The following is a 21,289-nucleotide window of genomic DNA, read 5'->3' as shown; positions in this document are numbered from 1 at the left end:
GTATTACTAAATTATGAAGCGTTTGTGTGAAAGTTAACTAAACCTTCAATAGGTCTTCTTTCAAAATTTCCTACTTTAAAGTTTAACTCTTCAGCAACTTCTTTAATTTCATCTTGACAGAAAAATGCTATTGAACCTGCAAAATGTACAGGTGCAGTTTTCAACTCTTCTTTAAACTGAAGAATCATGTTTTTTGCAAATCTCCTAACACCTTTTTTTATTAGTTCTTTTATGTATTCAGAATCTTTATTAAGAATCATAAACTCAGCAAAATTAGCTAAGTACGCGTTAGGGTTTGGTTGCTTATATAAATTGTATTTGATATAATCGGCTTCTAAATTATACTTGTCTCCAAAAGCCACTTTTATTTGCTCTGGCATATGATTATAATAATAATCTCGTATTAATTCTTTACCATAATAATTACCAGAAGCATCATCCATTAAGGTGTAACCTAATGATTTAACACGTTGATGTAATTCTTTACCATCGTAATAACTACAATTAGAACCAGTACCCATAATGCAAACAACGGCAGCTTCATCTGGAGTATTAATAGTAGCTCTTACAGCAGCCATGGTATCTTCTTTTACCTCTACATTTGCCTTTAAAAACAAAGAGCGTAATACTTGGGTAAGTAGTAATCTTGGGTTTTCTGTACCACAACCAGCTCCATAAAAATAAATGTCTGTTACTTGATCTTTAACAGTCATTAATTCTTCGCTAGCTTTAATAATCTTAAAAAGCTTTTTTTCTTTTAATATTGCTGGGTTGAGCCCTTTGGTTCTTATCTTTTCGAGTAATTGGTTACCATTGTTATCTACTGCTATCCAATCACATTTGGTAGAACCACTATCAACAATTAATATCATAAATTTTATGTAAAAAAAATTCCGTAAAGCACTATAAACTCTACGGAATTAAATTATTATTATAACGAGTGTACTTTTTGAGCTAAGTCAACAAGTTTGTTGGAATACCCAAATTCGTTATCATACCAAGATACAACTTTAAAGAATTTTGAATTTAATTCAATAGCTGCATCAGCATCAAATATACTTGTACGAGCATCACTTACAAAGTCTTGAGATACTACTAATTCATCAGTGTAACCTAACACACCTTTCATGTCTCCTTCAGATGCTTTTTTGAAAACAGCTTTAATTTCTTCTAAAGAGGTTTCTTTTTGAGTACGAACAGTTAAGTCTACTACTGAAACATCTGCAGTAGGTACTCTAAATGCCATACCTGTAAGTTTTCCGTTTAGTTTAGGAATTACTTTACCAACAGCTTTAGCTGCTCCAGTAGATGCAGGAATAATGTTTAATAAAGCACTTCTTCCGCCTCTATAATCCTTACGTGAAGGTCCATCAACAGTTAATTGAGTTGCTGTTGTTGCATGAACAGTTGTCATTAAAGCTTCTTCAATACCAAAGTTGTCGTCTAATACTTTAGCTAAAGGTGCTAAACAGTTTGTAGTACAAGATGCATTTGAAACAATCTTGTGGTCAGCAGTTAATTCGTTATCATTAACTCCCATTACAAACATTGGAGCGTCTTTACTTGGTGCAGAAATTACTACTTTTTTAGCTCCAGCTTCAATGTGATAGTTAGCTGTTTCTAAAGTTGTGAAAATACCTGTACACTCAGCAACGATATCTACTCCTGCTTCGTCCCATTTTAAGCTTTTAGGGTCTCTTTCAGCAGTAATTCTTACTGTTTTTCCATCTACAACTAAGTTTCCATCTTTAACTTCAATTGTACCATCAAATCTACCATGAACAGAGTCATACTCCAATAAGTATGCTAAGTGTTCTACGTCTAGTAAATCGTTGATTGCTACAACATCTACATCTGGTCTTTTAATAGTTGCTCTAAAAACTATTCTTCCTATTCTTCCGAATCCGTTGATTCCTAATTTTAAATTTGACATATTCTTATTTTAAGGTTTAAGTGGTCATGATATCTGACACACGTAGTAATTCTAAATTAATTTTTGATTGTCCTTTTATAGCTTGGTCTAATGGTGTAAGCGCCATTTTATCATTGAGTAAACCAACCATGTAGTTTGATTTTCCTTCTAAAAGGCTTTCTACAGCTTTTACTCCCATTCTACTTGCTAATACTCTATCAAAGCAAGAAGGCGAACCACCTCTTTGCATATGACCTAAAACAGATACACGCACTTCATATTCGGCTAAGTTTTCATCAACGTAGTCTTTAAGCTCAAATACGTTTTTACCTATTTTATCACCTTCGGCAACCACAACGATACTTGAAGATTTTCCTGAGCGCTTACTACGACGTAAAGACTCTAGTAAACGTTCTAACCCTAAATCTTCTTCAGGTATTAAAATTTCTTCTGCTCCTGCACCAACTCCAGCGTTTAGTGCTATATGTCCAACATCGCGTCCCATTACTTCAATAAAGAATAAACGGTTGTGCGAACTTGCAGTATCTCTAATTTTATCAATGACATCTACTACAGTGTTTAAAGCAGTGTCATAGCCTAAAGTGTGTGAAGTACCAAAGATATCGTTATCAATAGTTCCTGGAATTCCCATTACTGGAAAATCATATTCACTACTAAAAATCATTGCTCCTGTAAACGTTCCGTCACCTCCAACAGCAACTAGCGCATCAACATTAGCTTCTTTAAGTTTTTCGTAAGCTTTTTTACGACCTTCTACAGTTCTAAATTCGTTTGATCTTGCAGATTTTAATATGGTACCTCCTTTGTTAATAATGCCTTTTACACTACGAGCATCCATTTCTTTAAAATCGCCTTCAATCATACCTTGATATCCTCTATAAATTCCTACACAATTTATATTATGATATGCACAAGTTCTAACTACAGATCGAATTGCTGCATTCATTCCTGGAGAGTCTCCACCTGATGTTAAAACAGCAATTTTTTTTATGTTTTTATTCATTAAATTCGACATTATAAAAAGTAAACTTAACAAAGATATAGCAATAAAAATAAGGTTTCTGCAAATTTTTATCGGTATGTTAAAATTCAAACGATTTCGTTAACAAAAAAATTAAAAATGTGAAAAAGTGAGTTGAAAAATCAGTCGTTATTTTGCGAATCTGACTTCAAATTGATGTAATCTGGGAAGTTGTCATCTTTCTTTTTTGGGCCATTATCAGATGTCTTTTTTGCATTCTTTTTCTTTTTATTCTTTCCAGAAAAAATAATGTTGATTAACTCTTTAAATGTATCAAATTCGACATTGTATGATAAACCTGCTCCTTGTGTGTATCCAATTTCTTCTCCAAAGTTTCTAATGCTATTTTCTCTATTGAAAAACGTTGCCGAAAGCGTACCATCATCATTTAATAGTACTTCTATCTCAGCATCACCAGCAATTACTGTTTGGTTAACACCTCCTATTGGCACACCAACCTTACCATTAAAGAATACTTTATCATTAATTTTAGTGCTTAATGTAAAGCCTAATCTATCATCAGTTTGATAATCTGGAGTTTGCTCTCCAGGTTGAAGATTGACACCTATTTGTAATTTGCCATCTTCGTCTTCAAATAAACTATTGAATAAACTGTTTACTCTATCTGCAATGGTACCATAGGCTTGCTGACCTAAACTTATTTCACTAGCAAATGCACCAAAAGACAATAAATTTAACGCTTGAAATTCTCTACTTTCTCTTGTTTCTAATCTATATTCTAACTCTGATTTAATTGTAGAGTCTACATTAGGAAAACTAAATGCAAAATTAGGTTCAGGTTGTTCCAATTGTCCTGTTAGGCTTATTTCGACATTTACATCAATACTTCTGTTAATTGGGTTGTCTAATAATACTGAAGGATTAGCAGATGTACTATAAATTGCTTTTAGGTCTATTTGCGCTTTCATTGGGTCGCCTTCCCAACGAATACTTCCGTTTGGTTCAACAACAAGTTCTTTTTGTATTAAACCACCATAAGCAAAATTGTAAACCCCTTTGTTTACTACAAAGTCTCCCCACATATTAAACTTACCATTGGTGTTTATTTCAAAAAGTAAGTTTCCGTTTCCTGAACCTTGAATGGTACTACCAGAATTACGGTCTATAACAATTTCAATATCAGCATCAGGAGTTACAAAAAGGTCAAAATTAAGTTCCAGTCCTTTTATTTCGGTTTCAACATACTCCTCTCCTTTTCTGCGTGCTTCCTTTTCTTCAGGACTTAAAAAGTGAATGTATGAGTTGTCTCCATAAGTTTCTAGGTCGTTAAGTGGTACTTTAAAGACGGTTCCTTTTTCGGTACTTCCATCAAAGTCAATTACCAATTGGTCTGTTGGCCCAGAAATGCTTGCAACACCTCTTGCAAATGCTGTTCCATAGTAAAGTGCTTCTTCGTCATCATCAGTATTTAAAACTAAGAAACGATTGGTTTCTAAATCTAACCCTAGAGTCCAATCAGAAAAACTATTATGACCAATAAATCCATTAAGTGTTGCTTTAGAGAAATATTCAGAATCAGTTAAAACCACATCATTGAATATAAACTTTTGCTCTTTGAGCTCCACTTCAGAGTCAAAATCAAAACTGTAATCTACATTTAAATAAGGAATACTCAATCCTGCATTATCTAATAATAAACGTCCATTTATATCTGGATTTTTGAGATTACCAGTTACAGTTGCTCGTCCTGTAGCTAAACCACGAATATTAGTAATAACACCTTCTCCAAAAGGATCTAGTGGATTAAGTAAAAACTCATCAAAACTTAAGTTTAAATCTATATATGATGAGTCGCCAACATCAATATTACCATTAGCCAAAAAGGATTTTACATTATCATTAATAAGTTTTACATCAACCTTGTAATTGGTTAGAGATTGATTTCCTGTAATGTTAGCACTTAAAGACCCTAAATCATAATCATTTGCCTTGAGGTTAGTGATATCGAGGTTTGATGTTGGTAAGTACACACCATCTTCTTGTAGAATATTTACCTTTCCATTTACTAAACCTTCAAGGTTTAAACTATCAATTCTTGGTGTTATTTTTAAAAGGTCAACATCAGTAAATCCTAGGTTTATATTTTTGTAGGTAGAATCTCTAACCACACCTGACAACTCAATTTGCTCATTGTAATTATTCATTACTAGCTTTTCAATATCAAACTCTTTAAAGTCTCTATCAAAAACTATTTTATGCAGATTATCTTTTTCGTCATTAATATTCCAAGTATTGCCTTTAAAAACGACATCTGATTTTCTAAATCCTATAACCGATTTGTTATTCTCATCAACAGTATAATACATATTAAGGTCAAACTCATCTGTATTATCCTTACCTCCTTTAAATTCAGATTTTACAAAAAGCGTATCACGTTGTGTAACGTTAATTAAACTGAATTTAGACACATTATAGTACTTTGTGTTGAGTGAATCTATTTCTACATAAGTATTGAATAAAGGATTGCTATTATCAATACTTAACGATATGTCGTTAGCAAAATAATCAAACAAACGTATTTGAGGCGACTTGAATGTTAGCTTAAAGCCTTTTTCATCACTCTCTACTCTACCTTTTACAAAAGTGTTTTTACCAAGTTCTAAATCGTGATAAAAGGCTTCAACTACTTTATTGTATATTTTAAAATTAAAGTCCATATACTGGTTACCTTCAATTTTATTAGGAACGTAGTTGGTATAAATACTTCCCACTGAATTTTCAACTAGCTTACCAATATCCTTAAACTTGAAATCTCCACTGATAGTACCTTCAATAATATCAGGAGAATTTATAGCTATTGTTCGTTTTTTATTTTGAAATGTAGATGAGATGTCAAAATCTTCAAAATAGTATTCGTCATTTTGATTGATGTAGGTGGTGTTTTTAAAATTTAAACTACCATAAGCATCATCAATCCCTGAACCTTTCATTGACATTTCAACATTTCCTTTAAATACTGAAATACTGTCGGACTTAATAAAGTTTAATGCATTAAGGTTTGCATATTCAACATTAGCCTTAAAATCTAAAGCTTTAATCTCATTAGATAAATCGGCTAAACCATCAAACGTGAATTTGAAATTTTTGTCGGTTGACTTTAAAAGACCATTATAAATATTATTACCCAACTCTCCTGAAACGGTTATGTGTTGGTAATTGTAGTCGTTAAAATCCAATTCGTAAATCTGACCTTCAATGTTGGTATATAAGTTTTTTAATGTAAACCCTTTTCCGTCCACATCAAGGTTAAATGAGGTGGTTTTTATTTCAGGATTATCTAATAATTTACCCAAATCAAAATCATTAAACACTACATTACCTTTATAACTCGCGTTGTCAATATCATTAACACGAGTCATTTCTAGATTGGAACTTATTTCACCCAAATCTGTATAAATATCTAAATCGGCATCAATAGTTGTAGATGTTATGTGAGATGTACCATTGATATTAAAATCTCCAAGCTTAGAAAATATTGAAGGAATAGACTCACCTAGTATATTTGGTAATAATGCTCTTAAATCGTAGTAATTTGATGAAAGGTTATCAAACTTTCCGTCCATTGAAAAGTTATCATCTTCGCTATTAAACAAGTTTTTAAAATTGATGTTTCCGTAAATTCTAGTACGTGAACTTGTATTAAGCTTTAGCTCTTCAGCATAAAGATCATTAAGTGTTCCTGACAAATCAACAGTAAAATTCGCTTTTTGAGAAACACCAAACTCATTATAAAATGTATTAAGGTCGTTTAAGAAAATATCAGAATCTTCAAAATTTGCAGTAACATTAACCTTATCGGTAAACTCCTTAAAATCTTCACGCTTATAATCAAATCGTACATTTCCTTTAAGGTTTGAGTTTTCAGTTTTTATACTCAAATCGTTAAACGACATATGGTCTAATGTGTACTCAAAATTTGTAACCATATTTTGAATTGACAATCCTCTACTATCTCTAAACGACAAAGTATTGATTCGAGCACTTACATCACTAGCATCAATTAAAAAATCAGTTGCATTAATGTTAAGGTTATCGAATTCAAGTATTTTTTGGTTTTCCTTGTTTTCATCTAGCATTCTAAACGTACTATTGTAAATAGATACATCACTGGATGAAAGTAAAAATCCACTTTTCTCATTACTTGGGTTTTCTTCGTCAAACCTTGCAACAAACACATCTAAATTAGTTTGGTCTTCGCCTTTGTAAGTTTTTATATTGAAGGTAAGGTCAATAATATCAATATCTCCAAAAGCAAGTTTGCCATTGTAAAGATTTCTAAAATTAATGATTGATGTGTTTAATTCGGCAATATTAATAAGCGTATCTTTTTTGTAGTCTTCAACATAAATATGCTTTAACTCTACATCTCCATTAAACTGTAATCCTACTTTTTCAATATTGATATTTGTACCAAATTCTTCATTAACCAGTTTTGTTGCATGTTTCCCTAAACGCGTTTGTACAGCAGGAATAGAAAGTATCAACACCAAAATGATGAACAATAGCAAAAGAATTGCCAAGAGCTTTGATACTATTTTTAAAAATTTTTTGATACGTTTTAAAGTTATAACTTTGAAGCCAAAATTAACAATTATTGTGCCTAATTTATATTAATGGCTTCACAAAATATTTACATACTAGCAATTGAGTCATCTTGTGATGATACAGCAGCTTCGGTTATGCTTAACGGAAGGATTTTAAGCAATGTTGTTGCAAACCAAAAAATTCATGAAGAATATGGAGGTGTTGTACCAGAATTAGCCTCGAGAGCACATCAACAAAATATAGTTCCTGTTGTACAACAAGCACTAAAAAAAGCAGGTGTTGAAAAATCTCAACTTAATGCCATTGCTTTTACTCGTGGTCCTGGTTTAATGGGTTCGTTACTTGTAGGAACCTCTTTTGCAAAGTCATTGGCTTATGGTTTAAACATTCCTTTAATAGATGTTAACCACATGCAAGCACATATTTTAGCTCATTTTATTGATGAAGAAGATTTTAATAAACCTGAATTTCCGTTTTTAGCAATGACCATTTCTGGTGGACATACACAAATTGTAAAAGTGTCTGACTACTTTGACATGGAAGTTATTGGAGAAACTATTGATGATGCAGTTGGTGAAGCTTATGATAAAAGCGGAAAAATATTAGGCTTGGGCTATCCTGCTGGTCCTGAAATTGACAAAAGAGCACAACAAGGAAACCCAAAAGCCTTTAAGTTTACCAAACCTAAAGTTGACGGATTAAACTTTAGTTTTTCTGGTCTTAAAACTGCAATTCTTTATTTTATTCAAAAAGAAACAAAAGCAAACCCAAATTTTATTGAAGAAAATCTCAATGATATTTGTGCGTCTATACAATATACTATTATTGGTATTTTAATTGATAAACTGAAATTAGCCACTAAAGAAACTGGTATCAAACACATTGCTATTGGTGGTGGTGTGTCTGCAAATTCTGGCATACGAAAAGCACTAAAAGATGGTGAGAAGAAATTTGGTTGGACTACCTATATTCCAAAATTTGAATATACAACAGACAATGCTGCAATGATTGCTATTGTTGGGCATTTAAAGTTTTTAGAGGGTGAATTTTCACAAAACAATGTTGTTGCCTCTGCTCGATTGAAACTATAAATCATGCAAGCTACTTTTAGGATTATTGAGCTTTTTAGTTTTGATTAGTTTAAAATAAAAAGTGGCTCAAAATCAAGTTATAAACAATCAATTCTTAAAAACTTAAAACCTAAGACCTTTTATGTTTCAACAATAGGCTTAATTTTGAACTGAAACCTTAAAATCCTACATTATGACAAAAAACTTACTGTGTATTGCATTTGGCTTTTTTACAATGATTGCTGTTGGGCAAAATAGCATCGAAAAGAAATTAGATTCTATTGAAGATGAAACGCTTGCTACCAAATTTATTGAAAGCAATAAAGCGCTTAAAGGAAAAATTATAACCTTCAATAAAGAAAAACATAATACTAGGTTAGCCAAAGATCTTTTTAAACTAAAAAAAGGAGGAAAAAAAGTCTATAAAAACGAAATGGATAAAACCCATTATAAGGTTATTGAAAAACAAGAAATTCCGTATTATAGAGTGAGTTATATTTTTCTTGATGGCAATAAAAAATCGATGGAAGATATTGATGATTTGAGAGCTGATATTATCTCAAAATACAATGAAGGCTACCGTTTTAAAGACCTTGCAAAACACTACTCAATGGATGATAGTGCAAAACGTGGAGGTGATTTAGGGTGGTTTACACAAGGTGATATGTTTCCAGAATTTGAAGATCAAGTTATCAATGGAAAGCATAGTGTAAATGATATTTTTTCAGTTGATGTGCCAACTCAAAACGCTTATTACGTAGTCGTAAAAACGCATGACACTAAGCTTATTGAAGAAATTAAAGTGCTTAAAATTACCGAACCAACATACTAATAATGCAGTTATTTTATAATCCTGAATTAACTGAAGACGCTGTTCAAATTACGTTTCCAAAAGATGAAAGTCGCCATATTATAAAGGTATTGCGAAAATCGGTTGGAGATGAACTGCATATTACCAACGGAAACGGTTATATATTCACTGCCAAAATACAGGTTGCAGATATAAAAAACTGTATGGCAGAAATTACATCTAAAACCCTACAGCTAAAGCGCAACTACAATTTACATTTAGCGGTTGCTCCAACAAAAATGAATGATAGGTACGAGTGGTTTTTAGAAAAAGCCACCGAAATAGGAATAGACACCATCACTCCTATTATTTGCGACCATAGCGAACGTAAAGTCATAAAATCAGAGCGTTTTGAAAAGATTATTCAATCTGCTACAAAACAGTCGTTAAGTGCTTTTATGCCAAAATTAAATGACGCTATATCGTTTAAAAGCTTCATTTCTCAAGAGTTTAACGGACAAAAATTTATTGCACATTGTGAGGAGCTTGATAAAAAATCTTTAAAAGACCTTTTAAAACCAACTCAAGACATCATTATACTTATTGGGCCAGAAGGTGATTTTAGTGTTAAAGAAATTGAAATGGCACTTCAAAATAATTTTATTCCTGTAACTTTGGGAGACACAAGATTGCGTACAGAAACCGCTGCAATTGTAGCTTGCCATTCTGTAGCTTTTGTAAATCAATAATATGAAGCACCTAATTTTAATCATCGCTTTTCTATACTCTACTTTGGGTTTATCTCAGGAATTAGCTGTTTTAAAATATAAAGGTGGTGGCGATTGGTATAGTAACCCAACAGCATTACCTAATCTTATTAACTTTTGCAATAACAACATTAATACTAGAATAAATCCAAATCCGCAAACTGTTGAAGTCGGTAGCATTGATATTTTTCAATATCCATTACTGCACATGACAGGACATGGAAATGTGTTTTTTAGTGATGAAGATGCCGAAAACCTTAGAAACTATCTTATTTCTGGAGGTTTTTTACATATTGATGATAACTACGGAATGCGACCTTATGTTACTGAAGAACTTAAAAAGGTGTTTCCTAATGCAGAATTGATTGAATTGCCAAAAACGCACGATATATTCAATATTGCTTATAAATTTCCTGACGGTTTACCAAAAATTCATGAACACGATGGTAAACGTCCGCAAGCTTTTGGTATTTTTTATGAAAGCAGATTGGTTTTACTGTTCACTTTTGAAAGCGATTTAGGCGATGGTTGGGAAGACCCAGAAGTTCATAACGACCCACCAGAGGTAAGAGAAAAATCTTTAAAAATGGGAGCAAACATTGTAAAGTATGCTTTTGAAAACTAATTTAATTTAATTTATGAATGATATTCTGAAAATAATATTTTCAATATTTGATTTTTATTCAGAATATTCTTTAAATAAAGATTCGCATAGTAAATTAACAAAGAAGCAAAAGAAGATTGCTTATTTAGTTGCTACATTATGCATTGTAATACCTATAATTATTATATTTATTATTGAAATTAATTAGTATTTTTGATATTATGCATTTTAATTCGCAAAATCCATTTAATTTTGAAATACCTGAAGAAAAATCTACATCACTAATTTTAAGATTTACTTTTTTTCTATTAGGAATCTTTTTTATCATCCTTCCTCTTTATTCTATAAATAATCATGTTTTTAAAACAAATGAAGTAACCATAATTTTAGATTGTGATCATGATTTTTGTAAAACGGATTCAGGTTGCTTACTAATTTCGTATTAATTTTTATCCATTGCAATTAGATTATTACTCAAGCAACTTTGCAAAACGTACGTTCCCAATAACAATTGTTTGCGATAACATTAACAATGCACCAAATATTGGCAGCTTGTTTAGAACAGCTGATGCTTTTGGAATAGAAAATATTGTGTTTTGTGGTGAAGGCATTACCATTGGCAGAAAAGTCACTAAAACTTCACGCTCAACCGAAAAGTTTGTAAACTACGAGTTTGCAAAAAACACGCTTGAGGTAATAACTTCCTTAAAAGCCAAAGGTTACCAAATAATTGCTTTAGAGATTACATCTAGTAGTAAACCAATACATAACCATCAATTTGTGCAAAATCAACCTATCGCTCTAATCATTGGAGATGAAAATTTTGGTGTTTCAGAGTCACTTTTAAAACAATGTGACCACGTATTGCATATTAATATGTTTGGACAAAACAGCAGTATGAATGTGGTACAAGCAACAACAATTGCTTTATATGAAATCACCAAGCAATTAATGTAGTAGATTTTATATCTTTACTTTATGAATTCAAAAACTATTTCCAACGGAATTTTACGCGCATTAGCTATTGTTTTAGGCATAGCGCTAACATTGTTTTTTTTGTATAAAATTCAAGCCGTAATAGTTTACATTGCTATTGCAGCTGTTATTTCATTAATCGGTAGACCTATAGTATTATTTTTAAGAAAGAAATTAAAATTCAATAATACTGTAGCTGTTATTACTACAATGGCTATTTTTTTAGGACTTTTAATTGGACTCATAGGATTGTTTATTCCTTTAATTACTAAGCAAAGTCATAATTTGTCATTATTAGATATTGATCAGTTACAGAGTAACATTCAAGATTTATACCATCAGGCACTCACCTATTTTGAAATTAATAATATTGATGTTGAAAAATCTATAAAAGAATCTAATCTTTTAAATAAGATTGATTACGCACTAATTCCTAATTTTTTAAACTCGCTAGCTAGCGGATTAGGTAGTTTTGGCATTGGACTGTTTTCGGTTTTATTCATTTCGTTTTTCTTCTTAAAGGATAGTCGTCTTTTTGAAAACGGAATTATGACCTTTATTCCTGACGATAAGGAAACCAGATGGAGCAATTCTTCAACCAAAATTAAAGACTTGCTTTCGCGTTATTTTGTTGGACTTATATTTCAAATTTTAATTCTGTTTATAATTTATACCATTGGATTATTAATAATTGGTGTTGAAAACGCTGTAGTTATTGCGTTTTTATGTGCATTACTTAACCTTATCCCTTATGTTGGTCCTTTAGTTGGAGCTGCTTTAATGGTTACGCTAACAATGACAAGTAATCTTGGAGCAAGCTTTAGCGAAGTGATTATGCCAAAAACGTTTTGGGTACTTCTAGTTTTTATTATAGGACAACTGATTGATAACTTTGGAAGTCAGCCAATAATTTTCTCAAAAAGTGTAAAATCACATCCGTTGGAAATTTTCTTGGTTATTCTAATAGCTGGAATCCTTTTTGGTGTTGTGGGTCTTATCATTGCAGTACCTGCTTACACTGCTATAAAAGTGATTTTAAAAGAGTTTCTTTCAGAAAATAAAGTCGTAAAAAAACTTACTAAAGACTTATAGTTTTACTTTGAATAAAAATATTTTAAATACTATAAATCAAGAATTTATAAATGAAAACATAAATTCTAACACTGCCGATTTATTATTAAAAAAGAATCATCATTCTGATGTTGACATAAAACTACTAGTAGAGCAAATAGAAGCAAAAAAACGCTGTAAAACAAAGCTTCCAACATGGTTTAATACCGAAAAAATATACTATCCAAACAAGCTGAATATTGAGCAAACTTCTTCTGAAGTGACTGCTAAATATAAATCGAGTTTAATAACTGGTAATTCAATCATAGACCTTACAGGAGGTTTTGGAATTGACTGTTATTATTTTTCAAAAAAATTCAAAGAAGTTACTCACTGCGAAATTAACAGTGAGCTTTCTGAAATTGTCTCGCATAACTATAAAGAACTAGGAGTTAATACTATTGAAACCATAACTAATGATGGAGTTTCTCAATTATTAAACAATAATAAACAATACGACTGGGTTTATATTGATCCGTCCAGAAGACACGACACAAAGGGTAAGGTGTTTTTTTTAAAAGATTGCCTACCTGATGTACCAAAGCAACTTAACACTATTTTCAACCATACTAATAATGTAATGATAAAAACCTCTCCATTATTAGATATATCAGTTGGAATTAGTGAACTCAATTACGTGAAAACCATACATGTTATTACTGTTAACAACGAGGTTAAAGAGCTACTTTGGATTTTAGAAAAAGGGGTTGAAGCAGAAACCTCTATTAAAACAGTAAACATTAATAAAACTGTTGAAGAAACATTTGATTTTAAATTAAATGAAGAACAAGCAATAACAACCAACTTTAGTGAGCCACTAACCTATTTGTACGAGCCCAATGCAGCAGTATTAAAATCTGGTGGTTTCAAATCTGTTTCAAAACAATTAAATGTTTTAAAGCTTCATCAACATACTCATTTATACACTTTACAAGACTTGGTTGAATTTCCAGGAAGACGCTTTAAAATTGAACGTGTATTACCATATAACAAGCAGCTCCTAAAAAAGGAGCTGCATGAAAAAGCTAATATCAGTACTCGAAACTTTCCTGAAGCGGTTCAGCAAATTCGAAAAAAATTCAAAATTAAAGATGGAGGCGATACTTATGTCTTTTTTACAACAAACCTTCACAATGAAAAAATTGTGATTATTTGTAAAAAAGTATCTTAAAGTGATTCAGGTGTTGCTGTTGTTAGCAAGTTATCTGGTCCAATCTCCATATCAAATTCCATACAAGCGCTCATGTTATAAGCAACTTTTAAATCGTTTATGTTTGGGTCTTCATTGGTAATTGAAAAAATAATATCTCCTTGATCAAAAGTTTTCCATGAAGAACTTTCTCCTGGAGCTAAACTATACTCACTGTCCAATAATGTTCCATCAATTGTAAGTATTTCAAAATCGACAATAACAGTTCCATTATTTGTTATTCTAGCTGTTGGATTAGAACCACTACATGTAGTAGATTCTGTTGCAGTTTGAATCTCTTCTTGAACTATCAATGATTCTGATTGTGAATTGTCTATAGATTCTATAGAACAATTAAAAAATGTAGTACATACTATTGCAAAAGCAATAGCTTTGTTGGTTAAGTTAGGTTTCATTCGATTTGGGGTTTAAATGAAAATATTTGCAGCAAATATATGTTAAAAAAGTTTTCATTTGATCAAAATATTCGATAAAGTGTTTAATTTATTCGATAAATAACCATTTTTTAAGCATTTGATTACCATTTTTTAACATAAATAAGTAGTTTAGCGTTCTCTTTTTCAATTAATTATAAGTCATAATTAACACAAGAACTTAGATTAAATGAGTTTGATTGATGACTAAAGCTATAATCATCATTATATTCGCACAAAAATTGACAACATGTTAAAAGCTGTATTATTTGATATGGATGGTGTAATTGTAGACACCGAACCTTTACACCATAAAGCTTACCATTCTATGTTTTCAGACTTTGGTTTAAATGTTACCACTGAACACTACGAATCTTTCACAGGACAATCCACAAAAAATGTATGTAAAGCTTTATGTACTCATTTTGGTTTAGATGAAGACCCTGTTGACTTAGAACTTACTAAACGTAAACATTTTAACAGCTTATTTGACACTGACAATAGCTTACAATTGTTAGATGGCGTTTATGAGCTTATTAAGGATTATCATGACAATGAGATCACTTTAGTTTTAGCCTCTTCAGCATCTAGAAGCACTATAAACAAGGTATTTGATAAATTTGACCTTGATAAATATTTTAAAGCAAAAATTAGTGGTGCAGAACTAAAAGCTTCCAAACCACATCCTGAAATATTTTTGAGAGCCGCAGAACTTTCTGGTCATGATAAAAAGAACTGTATTGTTATTGAAGATTCGACAAACGGTATTTTAGCAGCAAATGCAGCTGATATTTTTTGTGTTGGATACGATAGCAAACATTCAAAAAATCAGGACTACTCTAAAGCTAATAAAGTGATTAGCAGTTTTAATGAGATAAACTATGAGGTTTCGAAATATTTTTTTGAATAAAAAGTTTAAAAAATAGTTGCGTTCTTTATAATGAAAAGTTACATTTGCATCCGCATTTAAGGAACGTTCTTTATATAATGCATTGGAGAGGTGCCAGAGTGGTAATGGAGCAGATTGCTAATCTGTCAACGCGTAAGTGTTGCCGGGGTTCGAATCCCCGTCTCTCCGCAATTTTCGGGGTGTAGCGTAGCCCGGTTATCGCGCCGCGTTTGGGACGCGGAGGTCGCAGGTTCGAATCCTGCCACCCCGACTTTATTCAGAATCGATTAGATTCTTGAAGGGTCGCGTAGCTCAGCTGGATAGAGCATCTGCCTTCTAAGCAGACGGTCACAGGTTCGAATCCTGTCGCGATCACAAAATAACCTTCTGATTTTCAGGAGGTTATTTTTGTTTTAGCTCGTTTCTATTTTTCCAGAGAACAACAAATTTTGACTACTTTCTGACGCTAAACGTGCACAAAACAGCGCACACTTTGACCATAATACTTCCAAATTATGGCAACAGTAAAAATTAAGCTCGATACACGAAGAGCTAAGTCTAATGGTACTTACAGCATTATTTACAAAATCAGACATCTTAAAAAAGTCTACACCATCAATGCTGGAGTTTCTGTATTAAAGGAGCACTGGAATAGCTCTACTTCTAATGTGAATAATTCCAATTCAAATGCAAAAAGTATTAATCTAAAGCTACTTAATGATTACTTAGCAATAGAAAGAGCAATTTTGGCCTTAGATGATAAGGTAACTATCGAAAAGTTAAGGCTACTTATAAAAGGCAAAACCGAAGCTAAAACATGCTCATTTAAAGTATTCACTCAACAGCTAGTTGACGAAATGTTTAAAACAAAAAATACTGGAAATGCCATTGTTTATAGAACAGCTATGAACAGATTTCTAGATTTTTGTAAAAGAGATATTATGTTCTCTGAAATTGATTATGTACTACTGCAAAAGTTCGAACTTCATCTAAAACTTAAAGGTCTCAAACAAAATAGTATTTCTAACTATTTTAGAACAATAAGAGCTATCTACAATAAAGCTATAAAACATCAACTTGTAGATAGATCTAATTATCCATTTTATGACATTACTATTAAGTCTGAACAAACAGCTAAAAGAGCTATTTCCAGAGAAGAGATAAAACGGTTACTGTCTATTAAACTAGATGAAAATTCTACAGCGAGTAAATCATTAAATTTCTTTATGTTAAGCTTTTATTTACGTGGAATTTCATTTACAGATATGGCTTATTTAAAGAAGTCTAATTTAATTGATGGTAGAATATTTTATAAACGTAGAAAAACACATAAAAACTATAGTATAAAACTTTTTAAGCCTGCAGAAGACATTATTAAAAGCTTAAAGTATGAAAATAGTAGCTATTTGCTACCAATAATTAATGAAACTATGCAAGAAGACAGTTTAGAAGCTAAGAAAGTAATTAAACAATGGATAAAAACTACTAACAAATATTTAAAGCGACTTTCTCTGGAATTAAAAATTGATAGTAAAATTACTACTTACACTTCTAGACACAGTTTTGCTACTATAGCAAAGCGTTTAGGGTATTCTAATGAATTAATTGCAGAAGCTTTAGGTCATGAATACGGTAATAGAACCACAGCTATTTATTTAGATGCTTTTGATGACAATAAAGTTGATGACATGCATTATAAAGTAATTACATATAATAAGAGTTAATTTATGCTATTGTTAAATCTTGTTATGTCATCTCTGGAATATTAATGTAAAGTGATAAATAATTATGATTACGAGAAAAAAAAAGACATAAAAATCCCCTTCCCAATTTCCTCTTGGGCTACAAAAACAGTAAGTTTTTAGCTTACTTTTCTGTTTTCAAAATTAACTTATACAATACTGTACGTCATAGATTTTTAAATCTATTTACACCCACCTTGGATACCGACAACTTCTGTTAATTCAGAACACTTATTACTTTTGTGTTATGTCCCAAGCTATTGCTTTCGTTAATTCTTTGTGTACCTATCGGAGAAAATCTCATCGCTATGTTATACCTATTATTCCAAGGTGGCAATTACCAATCCAACTTCTAAACTGCTTGTTATCCTTTTTCTTCAGATTCTTTCCACAGCTGGTCTCTTTAAGTTTAAAGAGGGTACATACCAAATGTATAACTAATAGTTCTTTTTTACAAGTAAAAAATGCTTCAAACATCAGTTTTTATAAGGTTTAATCGAATTTTAACATTTTAGTTTTTATTACTATTAAATAGATAAAAATAGAGTGCTTATTTATCGTATTTCAGTTGTTTTTTTGACAAAAACGTCAAATTTCTAAAAATTACATCCAAACTTTGTTATTTTTAGAGCAACTTAAACCAAACCTTAACTACATAATTTTTAATGATTACTGGAGAACTCAAATCACAAGTAGATAAAATATGGGATACATTCTGGTCAGGAGGTATTTCCAACCCACTTACAGTTATTGAGCAATTTACATACTTACTCTTTATCAGACGTTTAGATGAACGTCAGCTATTAGAAGAAAAGAAAGCAAATACCGTTGGTATTCCACTAACAAATACACTGTTCACACCAGAACAAAAGGAACTTCGCTGGAGCTCATTCAAAAATAAAGATCCAGAGAGCATGTTTGAGTTGTTTACAACAGTTACAGAAGATAGGACTTTGACTGTTTTCGATCATATGAAACAAGTTGGTAACAAAGGAGGCATTTTTGCAGACTTTATGAAGAATGCCAACTTTATTATAGCAACACCAAAGCTTTTAGATCAGGTTGTTCAGCTAATAGATGGTATTGATATGAAAGATAGAGACACTAAAGGCGATCTCTATGAGTATATGCTTTCTAAAATTGCTTCTGCTGGTACTAACGGACAGTTTAGAACACCAAGACACATCATTAGAATGATGGTAGATATAGTACAACCTAAAAAAGACGATATTATCTGTGATCCATCTGCTGGAAGTGCTGGGTTTCTAGTAACTGCAAGTGAATATTACAGAGACAACCATAAAGATTGGTTCTTAGATAAAGATTTTAGAGACCATTTTAACACTAAAATGTTTAATGGTATTGAGATAGATGATACTATGGTACGTATTGGTGCTATGAATTTACAGTTACATGGTATTGATAGACCAAATCTTGTTAAAGGTAACGCTCTTGGTGAAAGTATGGCAGATATTAGAGAGCAATACACACTCATATTGGCTAATCCGCCATTTAAAGGAGCTTTAGACTATGATGAGGTAGAAAGTTCTGTACTTAAAACAGTAAAGTCTAAAAAGACAGAACTACTGTTCTTAGCACTAATGCTAAGAATGTTAAAAAAAGGCGGTAGATGTGCTGTAATTGTACCAGATGGTGTGTTATTTGGTAGCTCTAAGGCACATAAGCAGATACGACAAGAAATTATTGAAAACCATAAGCTAGATGCAGTAGTCTCTATGCCTAGTGGAGTATTTAAACCTTATGCTGGTGTAAGTACCGCAATACTGTTTTTTACCAAAACAGGTACAGGTGGCACAGACAAAGTGTGGTTTTATGATATGCAAGCAGATGGTTACAGTTTAGATGATAAGCGTACACAGATTAAGGACAATGATATTCCAGAGATACTATCTAGATACCATTCCATGGAGAATGAACTTGAACGAGCTAGAACTGAAAAAAGCTTTTTAGTTCCATTTGATGAGATTAAGGATAACGACTGGGACTTATCTATAAATCGCTATAAAGAGATCGTTTATGAGGAAATTGAGTATGATGCACCTGCAACTATCATCAGTGATATTGAAACGTTAGGCAAACAGCGTAATGAAGCTCTAACTGCCTTAAAAGAAATGCTGAAATGAGTTGGGAAATTGTCAAAATAGAGGAAATATTTGATGTAGCGAGAGGTGGTTCACCTCGTCCGATAAATGATTTTTTAACTGATGAACAGGATGGAGTTAATTGGATAATGATCGGAGATACTAAAGATGGTGGTAAATACATAAAACAAACGGCTAAAAAGATTAAACCCGAAGGTGTCATGAAATCTAGAATAGTAAATGAAGGAGATTTTCTATTAACTAATTCAATGAGTTTTGGACGACCTTATATTTTGAAAACATCAGGTTGTATCCATGATGGTTGGCTAGTTCTAAGCCCAATTAATGAAAATATTCATACCGATTACTTTTATTACTATTTAGGTTCAGAAGAAATTAAGATAAAGTTGGCTTTAAAGGCTTCAGGTGCAGTTGTAAAGAATTTAAATAAAGATATAGTTAAAAAGCTAAAAATCCCACTTCCACCACTAGACCAACAAAAACAAATAGCCCACGTCTTAGATACAGCAGATGCATACAGGCAAAAAACAAAAGCACTTATAGAAAAATACGATGAGCTTACACAATCGTTGTTTTTGGATATGTTTGGGGATCCTGTTACTAATCCAAAGGGTTGGAGCACCAAAACCATAGTTGATATAGCTAGTAGCGATAAGTACGCTATTAAAAGAGGTCCATTTGGAGGAGCACTTAAAAAAGAAATATTTGTAGAGGATGGTTATCTCGTTTATGAGCAATATCATGCTTTGAACAATGATTTCACATTTGCCAGATACTTCATAGATGAATCAAAATTTCAAGAGCTTAAAGGGTTTGAGGTTAAACCTGATGACATAATAATTAGCTGTTCTGGAGTTTATTTAGGTAAACTTGCAATTGTGCCAAAAGAAGCAAGACCTGGTATAATAAATCAAGCATTACTTAAAGTGACTGTCAACCAAAATGTTATGACCAATAGATTCTTTACATTTCATTTTCGACAAAAGAATTTTAGAGACACGTTTTTTGGGGCAAATCGTGGTGCAGGTATTCCAAACTTCCCACCAATGAAGGATTTCAAAAAGTTTCCATTTATAGTACCGCCTCTTAATTTGCAGAAACAATTTGAAGAACGTATTCAAGCAATAGAAGCTCAAAAAGCGCTAGCACAACAAGAGCTAGATAAAGCTAATTATTTGTTTAACAGCTTATTACGAAAGGCGTTTAAAGGAGAATTAGTAAGTTAATATGGAGACTGGTCTTACACATACCGTAACGGAAGAAGACTTAGCAATAATAAGAAAGGCTAAGCATGATATGGTAAATTTAAGTTGGGCTATTAAAGGCGTTAACAAACTAGGTGGTGCTATAGAATCTGGTTCAAAGTTAATACCAGATAAGATGATATCACTTATTCAAAGGTCTACTGAAAACATACTACTGAAAATTTTAAAAACAAATCTTCTTACTCTCAAAAAAAATAAGGAGTTTAAAAAACCTTCAAAAAGAACATACAAAGCAATAGTAACTGCTTCTGGTGCTGGTGCTGGTTTCTTTGGTTCAACAACAGGAGTAGGAACCGCTATTTTCATATCTGAAATGACGGTTACTACAAAGTTCTTAATGCGAACAATTCTTGATATAGCAAGGAGCCAAGGTGAAAATATTTACACAGCTGAAGCACAAATGGAATGTTTAAAGGTGTTTGCATTAGGAGGGAGTTCTGAAAGTGATGATGGTCTAGAGACTAGCTATTATTTAACCAGAGCAGGATTAACATCTGCTTTAGGTAATGTTTCAGCTTCAAGCATTAAAGCCATCATTAACTCTACTGTTGCTGGTGCAAGTGCGATGGGATCGAATGTAATTACCAAATTCATTACCCAAATTGCATCTAGACTTAGTATTTTAATAACTGAAAAGGCAATAGCACAAGCTGTACCTATTGCAGGTGCAGTTGGTGGTGGTAGTATCAATTTTATCTTTATTAACCATTTTCAAAAAATGGCCACAGCACATTTTAGTATAAGACGTCTGGAGCGTAAATATGGTGAAGAATTGGTGCGTAAAGCATACGAAAAAACTAGTATCTGAATA

17 protein-coding genes and 3 tRNA genes are annotated in these 21,289 nt (G+C 32.0%); 15 read left to right on the top strand and 5 right to left on the bottom strand.

Annotated elements, in window-relative coordinates; all coding sequences use genetic code 11:
- Positions 1 to 11: 11 nt before the first annotated feature.
- The 4 genes from DMZ43_RS05690 to DMZ43_RS05675 form a co-directional block, all read right to left on the bottom strand.
- The gene (locus DMZ43_RS05690) at positions 12 to 872 is read right to left on the bottom strand and encodes an N-acetylglucosamine kinase (RefSeq protein ID WP_129760009.1); all 861 of its coding nucleotides are present in this window, start codon (positions 870 to 872) and stop codon (positions 12 to 14) included.
- A 59-nt stretch (positions 873 to 931) separates the two neighbouring features.
- Complete coding sequence (gene gap, locus DMZ43_RS05685) at positions 932 to 1,933, bottom strand: type I glyceraldehyde-3-phosphate dehydrogenase (protein ID WP_131506623.1); 1,002 nt, start codon at positions 1,931 to 1,933, stop codon at positions 932 to 934.
- Between the two features lie 16 nt (positions 1,934 to 1,949).
- Positions 1,950 to 2,936 (bottom strand): 6-phosphofructokinase, encoded by a 987-nt coding sequence (pfkA, locus tag DMZ43_RS05680; protein WP_131506622.1) that lies wholly within the window; start codon positions 2,934 to 2,936, stop codon positions 1,950 to 1,952.
- Positions 2,937 to 3,076: 140 nt separating this feature from the next.
- The gene (locus DMZ43_RS05675) at positions 3,077 to 7,495 is read right to left on the bottom strand and encodes a translocation/assembly module TamB domain-containing protein (protein ID WP_238155783.1); all 4,419 of its coding nucleotides are present in this window, start codon (positions 7,493 to 7,495) and stop codon (positions 3,077 to 3,079) included.
- A 93-nt stretch (positions 7,496 to 7,588) separates the two neighbouring features.
- On the opposite strand from DMZ43_RS05675, the gene tsaD reads away from it, so the two are divergent.
- From tsaD to DMZ43_RS05640, 7 genes are all read left to right on the top strand, one after another.
- Positions 7,589 to 8,611 carry a tRNA (adenosine(37)-N6)-threonylcarbamoyltransferase complex transferase subunit TsaD gene (tsaD, locus tag DMZ43_RS05670; protein ID WP_131506621.1) on the top strand — a complete coding sequence of 341 codons (1,023 nt, stop codon included), beginning with the start codon at positions 7,589 to 7,591 and terminating at the stop codon, positions 8,609 to 8,611.
- A 172-nt stretch (positions 8,612 to 8,783) separates the two neighbouring features.
- On the top strand, positions 8,784 to 9,422 hold the full coding sequence (locus tag DMZ43_RS05665; RefSeq protein ID WP_131506620.1) for a peptidylprolyl isomerase: 639 nt from the start codon (positions 8,784 to 8,786) through the stop codon (positions 9,420 to 9,422).
- 2 nt (positions 9,423 to 9,424) lie between these two features.
- Positions 9,425 to 10,129, top strand: coding sequence for a 16S rRNA (uracil(1498)-N(3))-methyltransferase (locus tag DMZ43_RS05660; RefSeq protein WP_131506619.1), 705 nt, complete (start codon positions 9,425 to 9,427; stop codon positions 10,127 to 10,129).
- A 1-nt stretch (position 10,130) separates the two neighbouring features.
- A complete protein-coding gene (locus DMZ43_RS05655; protein WP_131506618.1) occupies positions 10,131 to 10,772 on the top strand; it encodes a DUF4159 domain-containing protein in 642 nt (213 codons plus the stop codon).
- Positions 10,773 to 11,207: 435 nt separating this feature from the next.
- Positions 11,208 to 11,708 carry a TrmH family RNA methyltransferase gene (locus tag DMZ43_RS05650; protein ID WP_131506617.1) on the top strand — a complete coding sequence of 167 codons (501 nt, stop codon included), beginning with the start codon at positions 11,208 to 11,210 and terminating at the stop codon, positions 11,706 to 11,708.
- Positions 11,709 to 11,729: 21 nt separating this feature from the next.
- The gene (locus DMZ43_RS05645) at positions 11,730 to 12,818 is read left to right on the top strand and encodes an AI-2E family transporter (RefSeq protein WP_131506616.1); all 1,089 of its coding nucleotides are present in this window, start codon (positions 11,730 to 11,732) and stop codon (positions 12,816 to 12,818) included.
- Positions 12,819 to 12,825: 7 nt separating this feature from the next.
- Positions 12,826 to 14,007, top strand: coding sequence for an RsmD family RNA methyltransferase (locus DMZ43_RS05640; RefSeq protein ID WP_131506615.1), 1,182 nt, complete (start codon positions 12,826 to 12,828; stop codon positions 14,005 to 14,007).
- Here the strand turns inward: DMZ43_RS05640 and DMZ43_RS05635 are convergent.
- A complete protein-coding gene (locus tag DMZ43_RS05635; protein WP_131506614.1) occupies positions 14,004 to 14,441 on the bottom strand; it encodes a hypothetical protein in 438 nt (145 codons plus the stop codon). The genes DMZ43_RS05640 and DMZ43_RS05635 overlap by 4 nt on opposite strands.
- Before the next feature lie 268 nt (positions 14,442 to 14,709).
- Here DMZ43_RS05635 and DMZ43_RS05630 point away from each other — a divergent pair, with 268 nt between their 5' ends.
- The 8 genes from DMZ43_RS05630 (at position 14,710) to DMZ43_RS05595 (ending at position 21,286) form a co-directional block, all read left to right on the top strand.
- Positions 14,710 to 15,369, top strand: coding sequence for an HAD family phosphatase (locus DMZ43_RS05630; RefSeq protein WP_131506613.1), 660 nt, complete (start codon positions 14,710 to 14,712; stop codon positions 15,367 to 15,369).
- 84 nt (positions 15,370 to 15,453) lie between these two features.
- Positions 15,454 to 15,537 (top strand) — tRNA-Ser (locus tag DMZ43_RS05625).
- Positions 15,538 to 15,544: 7 nt separating this feature from the next.
- Positions 15,545 to 15,619 (top strand) — tRNA-Pro (locus DMZ43_RS05620).
- Positions 15,620 to 15,649: 30 nt separating this feature from the next.
- Positions 15,650 to 15,723 (top strand) — tRNA-Arg (locus tag DMZ43_RS05615).
- A 140-nt stretch (positions 15,724 to 15,863) separates the two neighbouring features.
- Positions 15,864 to 17,072, top strand: a complete 1,209-nt coding sequence (locus DMZ43_RS05610) for a site-specific integrase (RefSeq protein WP_131506612.1) — start codon at positions 15,864 to 15,866, stop codon at positions 17,070 to 17,072.
- A 683-nt stretch (positions 17,073 to 17,755) separates the two neighbouring features.
- The gene (locus DMZ43_RS05605) at positions 17,756 to 19,234 is read left to right on the top strand and encodes a class I SAM-dependent DNA methyltransferase (protein WP_131506611.1); all 1,479 of its coding nucleotides are present in this window, start codon (positions 17,756 to 17,758) and stop codon (positions 19,232 to 19,234) included.
- Positions 19,231 to 20,439: a restriction endonuclease subunit S gene (locus DMZ43_RS05600; protein ID WP_131506610.1), complete on the top strand. Its 1,209-nt coding sequence runs from the start codon at positions 19,231 to 19,233 to the stop codon at positions 20,437 to 20,439. Before DMZ43_RS05605 ends, DMZ43_RS05600 begins: the two co-directional genes overlap by 4 nt.
- Before the next feature lies 1 nt (position 20,440).
- The gene (locus tag DMZ43_RS05595; RefSeq protein ID WP_131506609.1) at positions 20,441 to 21,286 is read left to right on the top strand and encodes an EcsC family protein; all 846 of its coding nucleotides are present in this window, start codon (positions 20,441 to 20,443) and stop codon (positions 21,284 to 21,286) included.
- Positions 21,287 to 21,289 lie beyond the last annotated feature (3 nt).

Origin of the sequence: Meridianimaribacter sp. CL38, assembly GCF_004328055.1 — a bacterium.
In the GTDB taxonomy this organism is placed as follows: domain Bacteria; phylum Bacteroidota; class Bacteroidia; order Flavobacteriales; family Flavobacteriaceae; genus Gaetbulibacter_B; species Gaetbulibacter_B jejuensis.
This window is presented reverse-complemented; position numbering and strand designations above follow the sequence as displayed.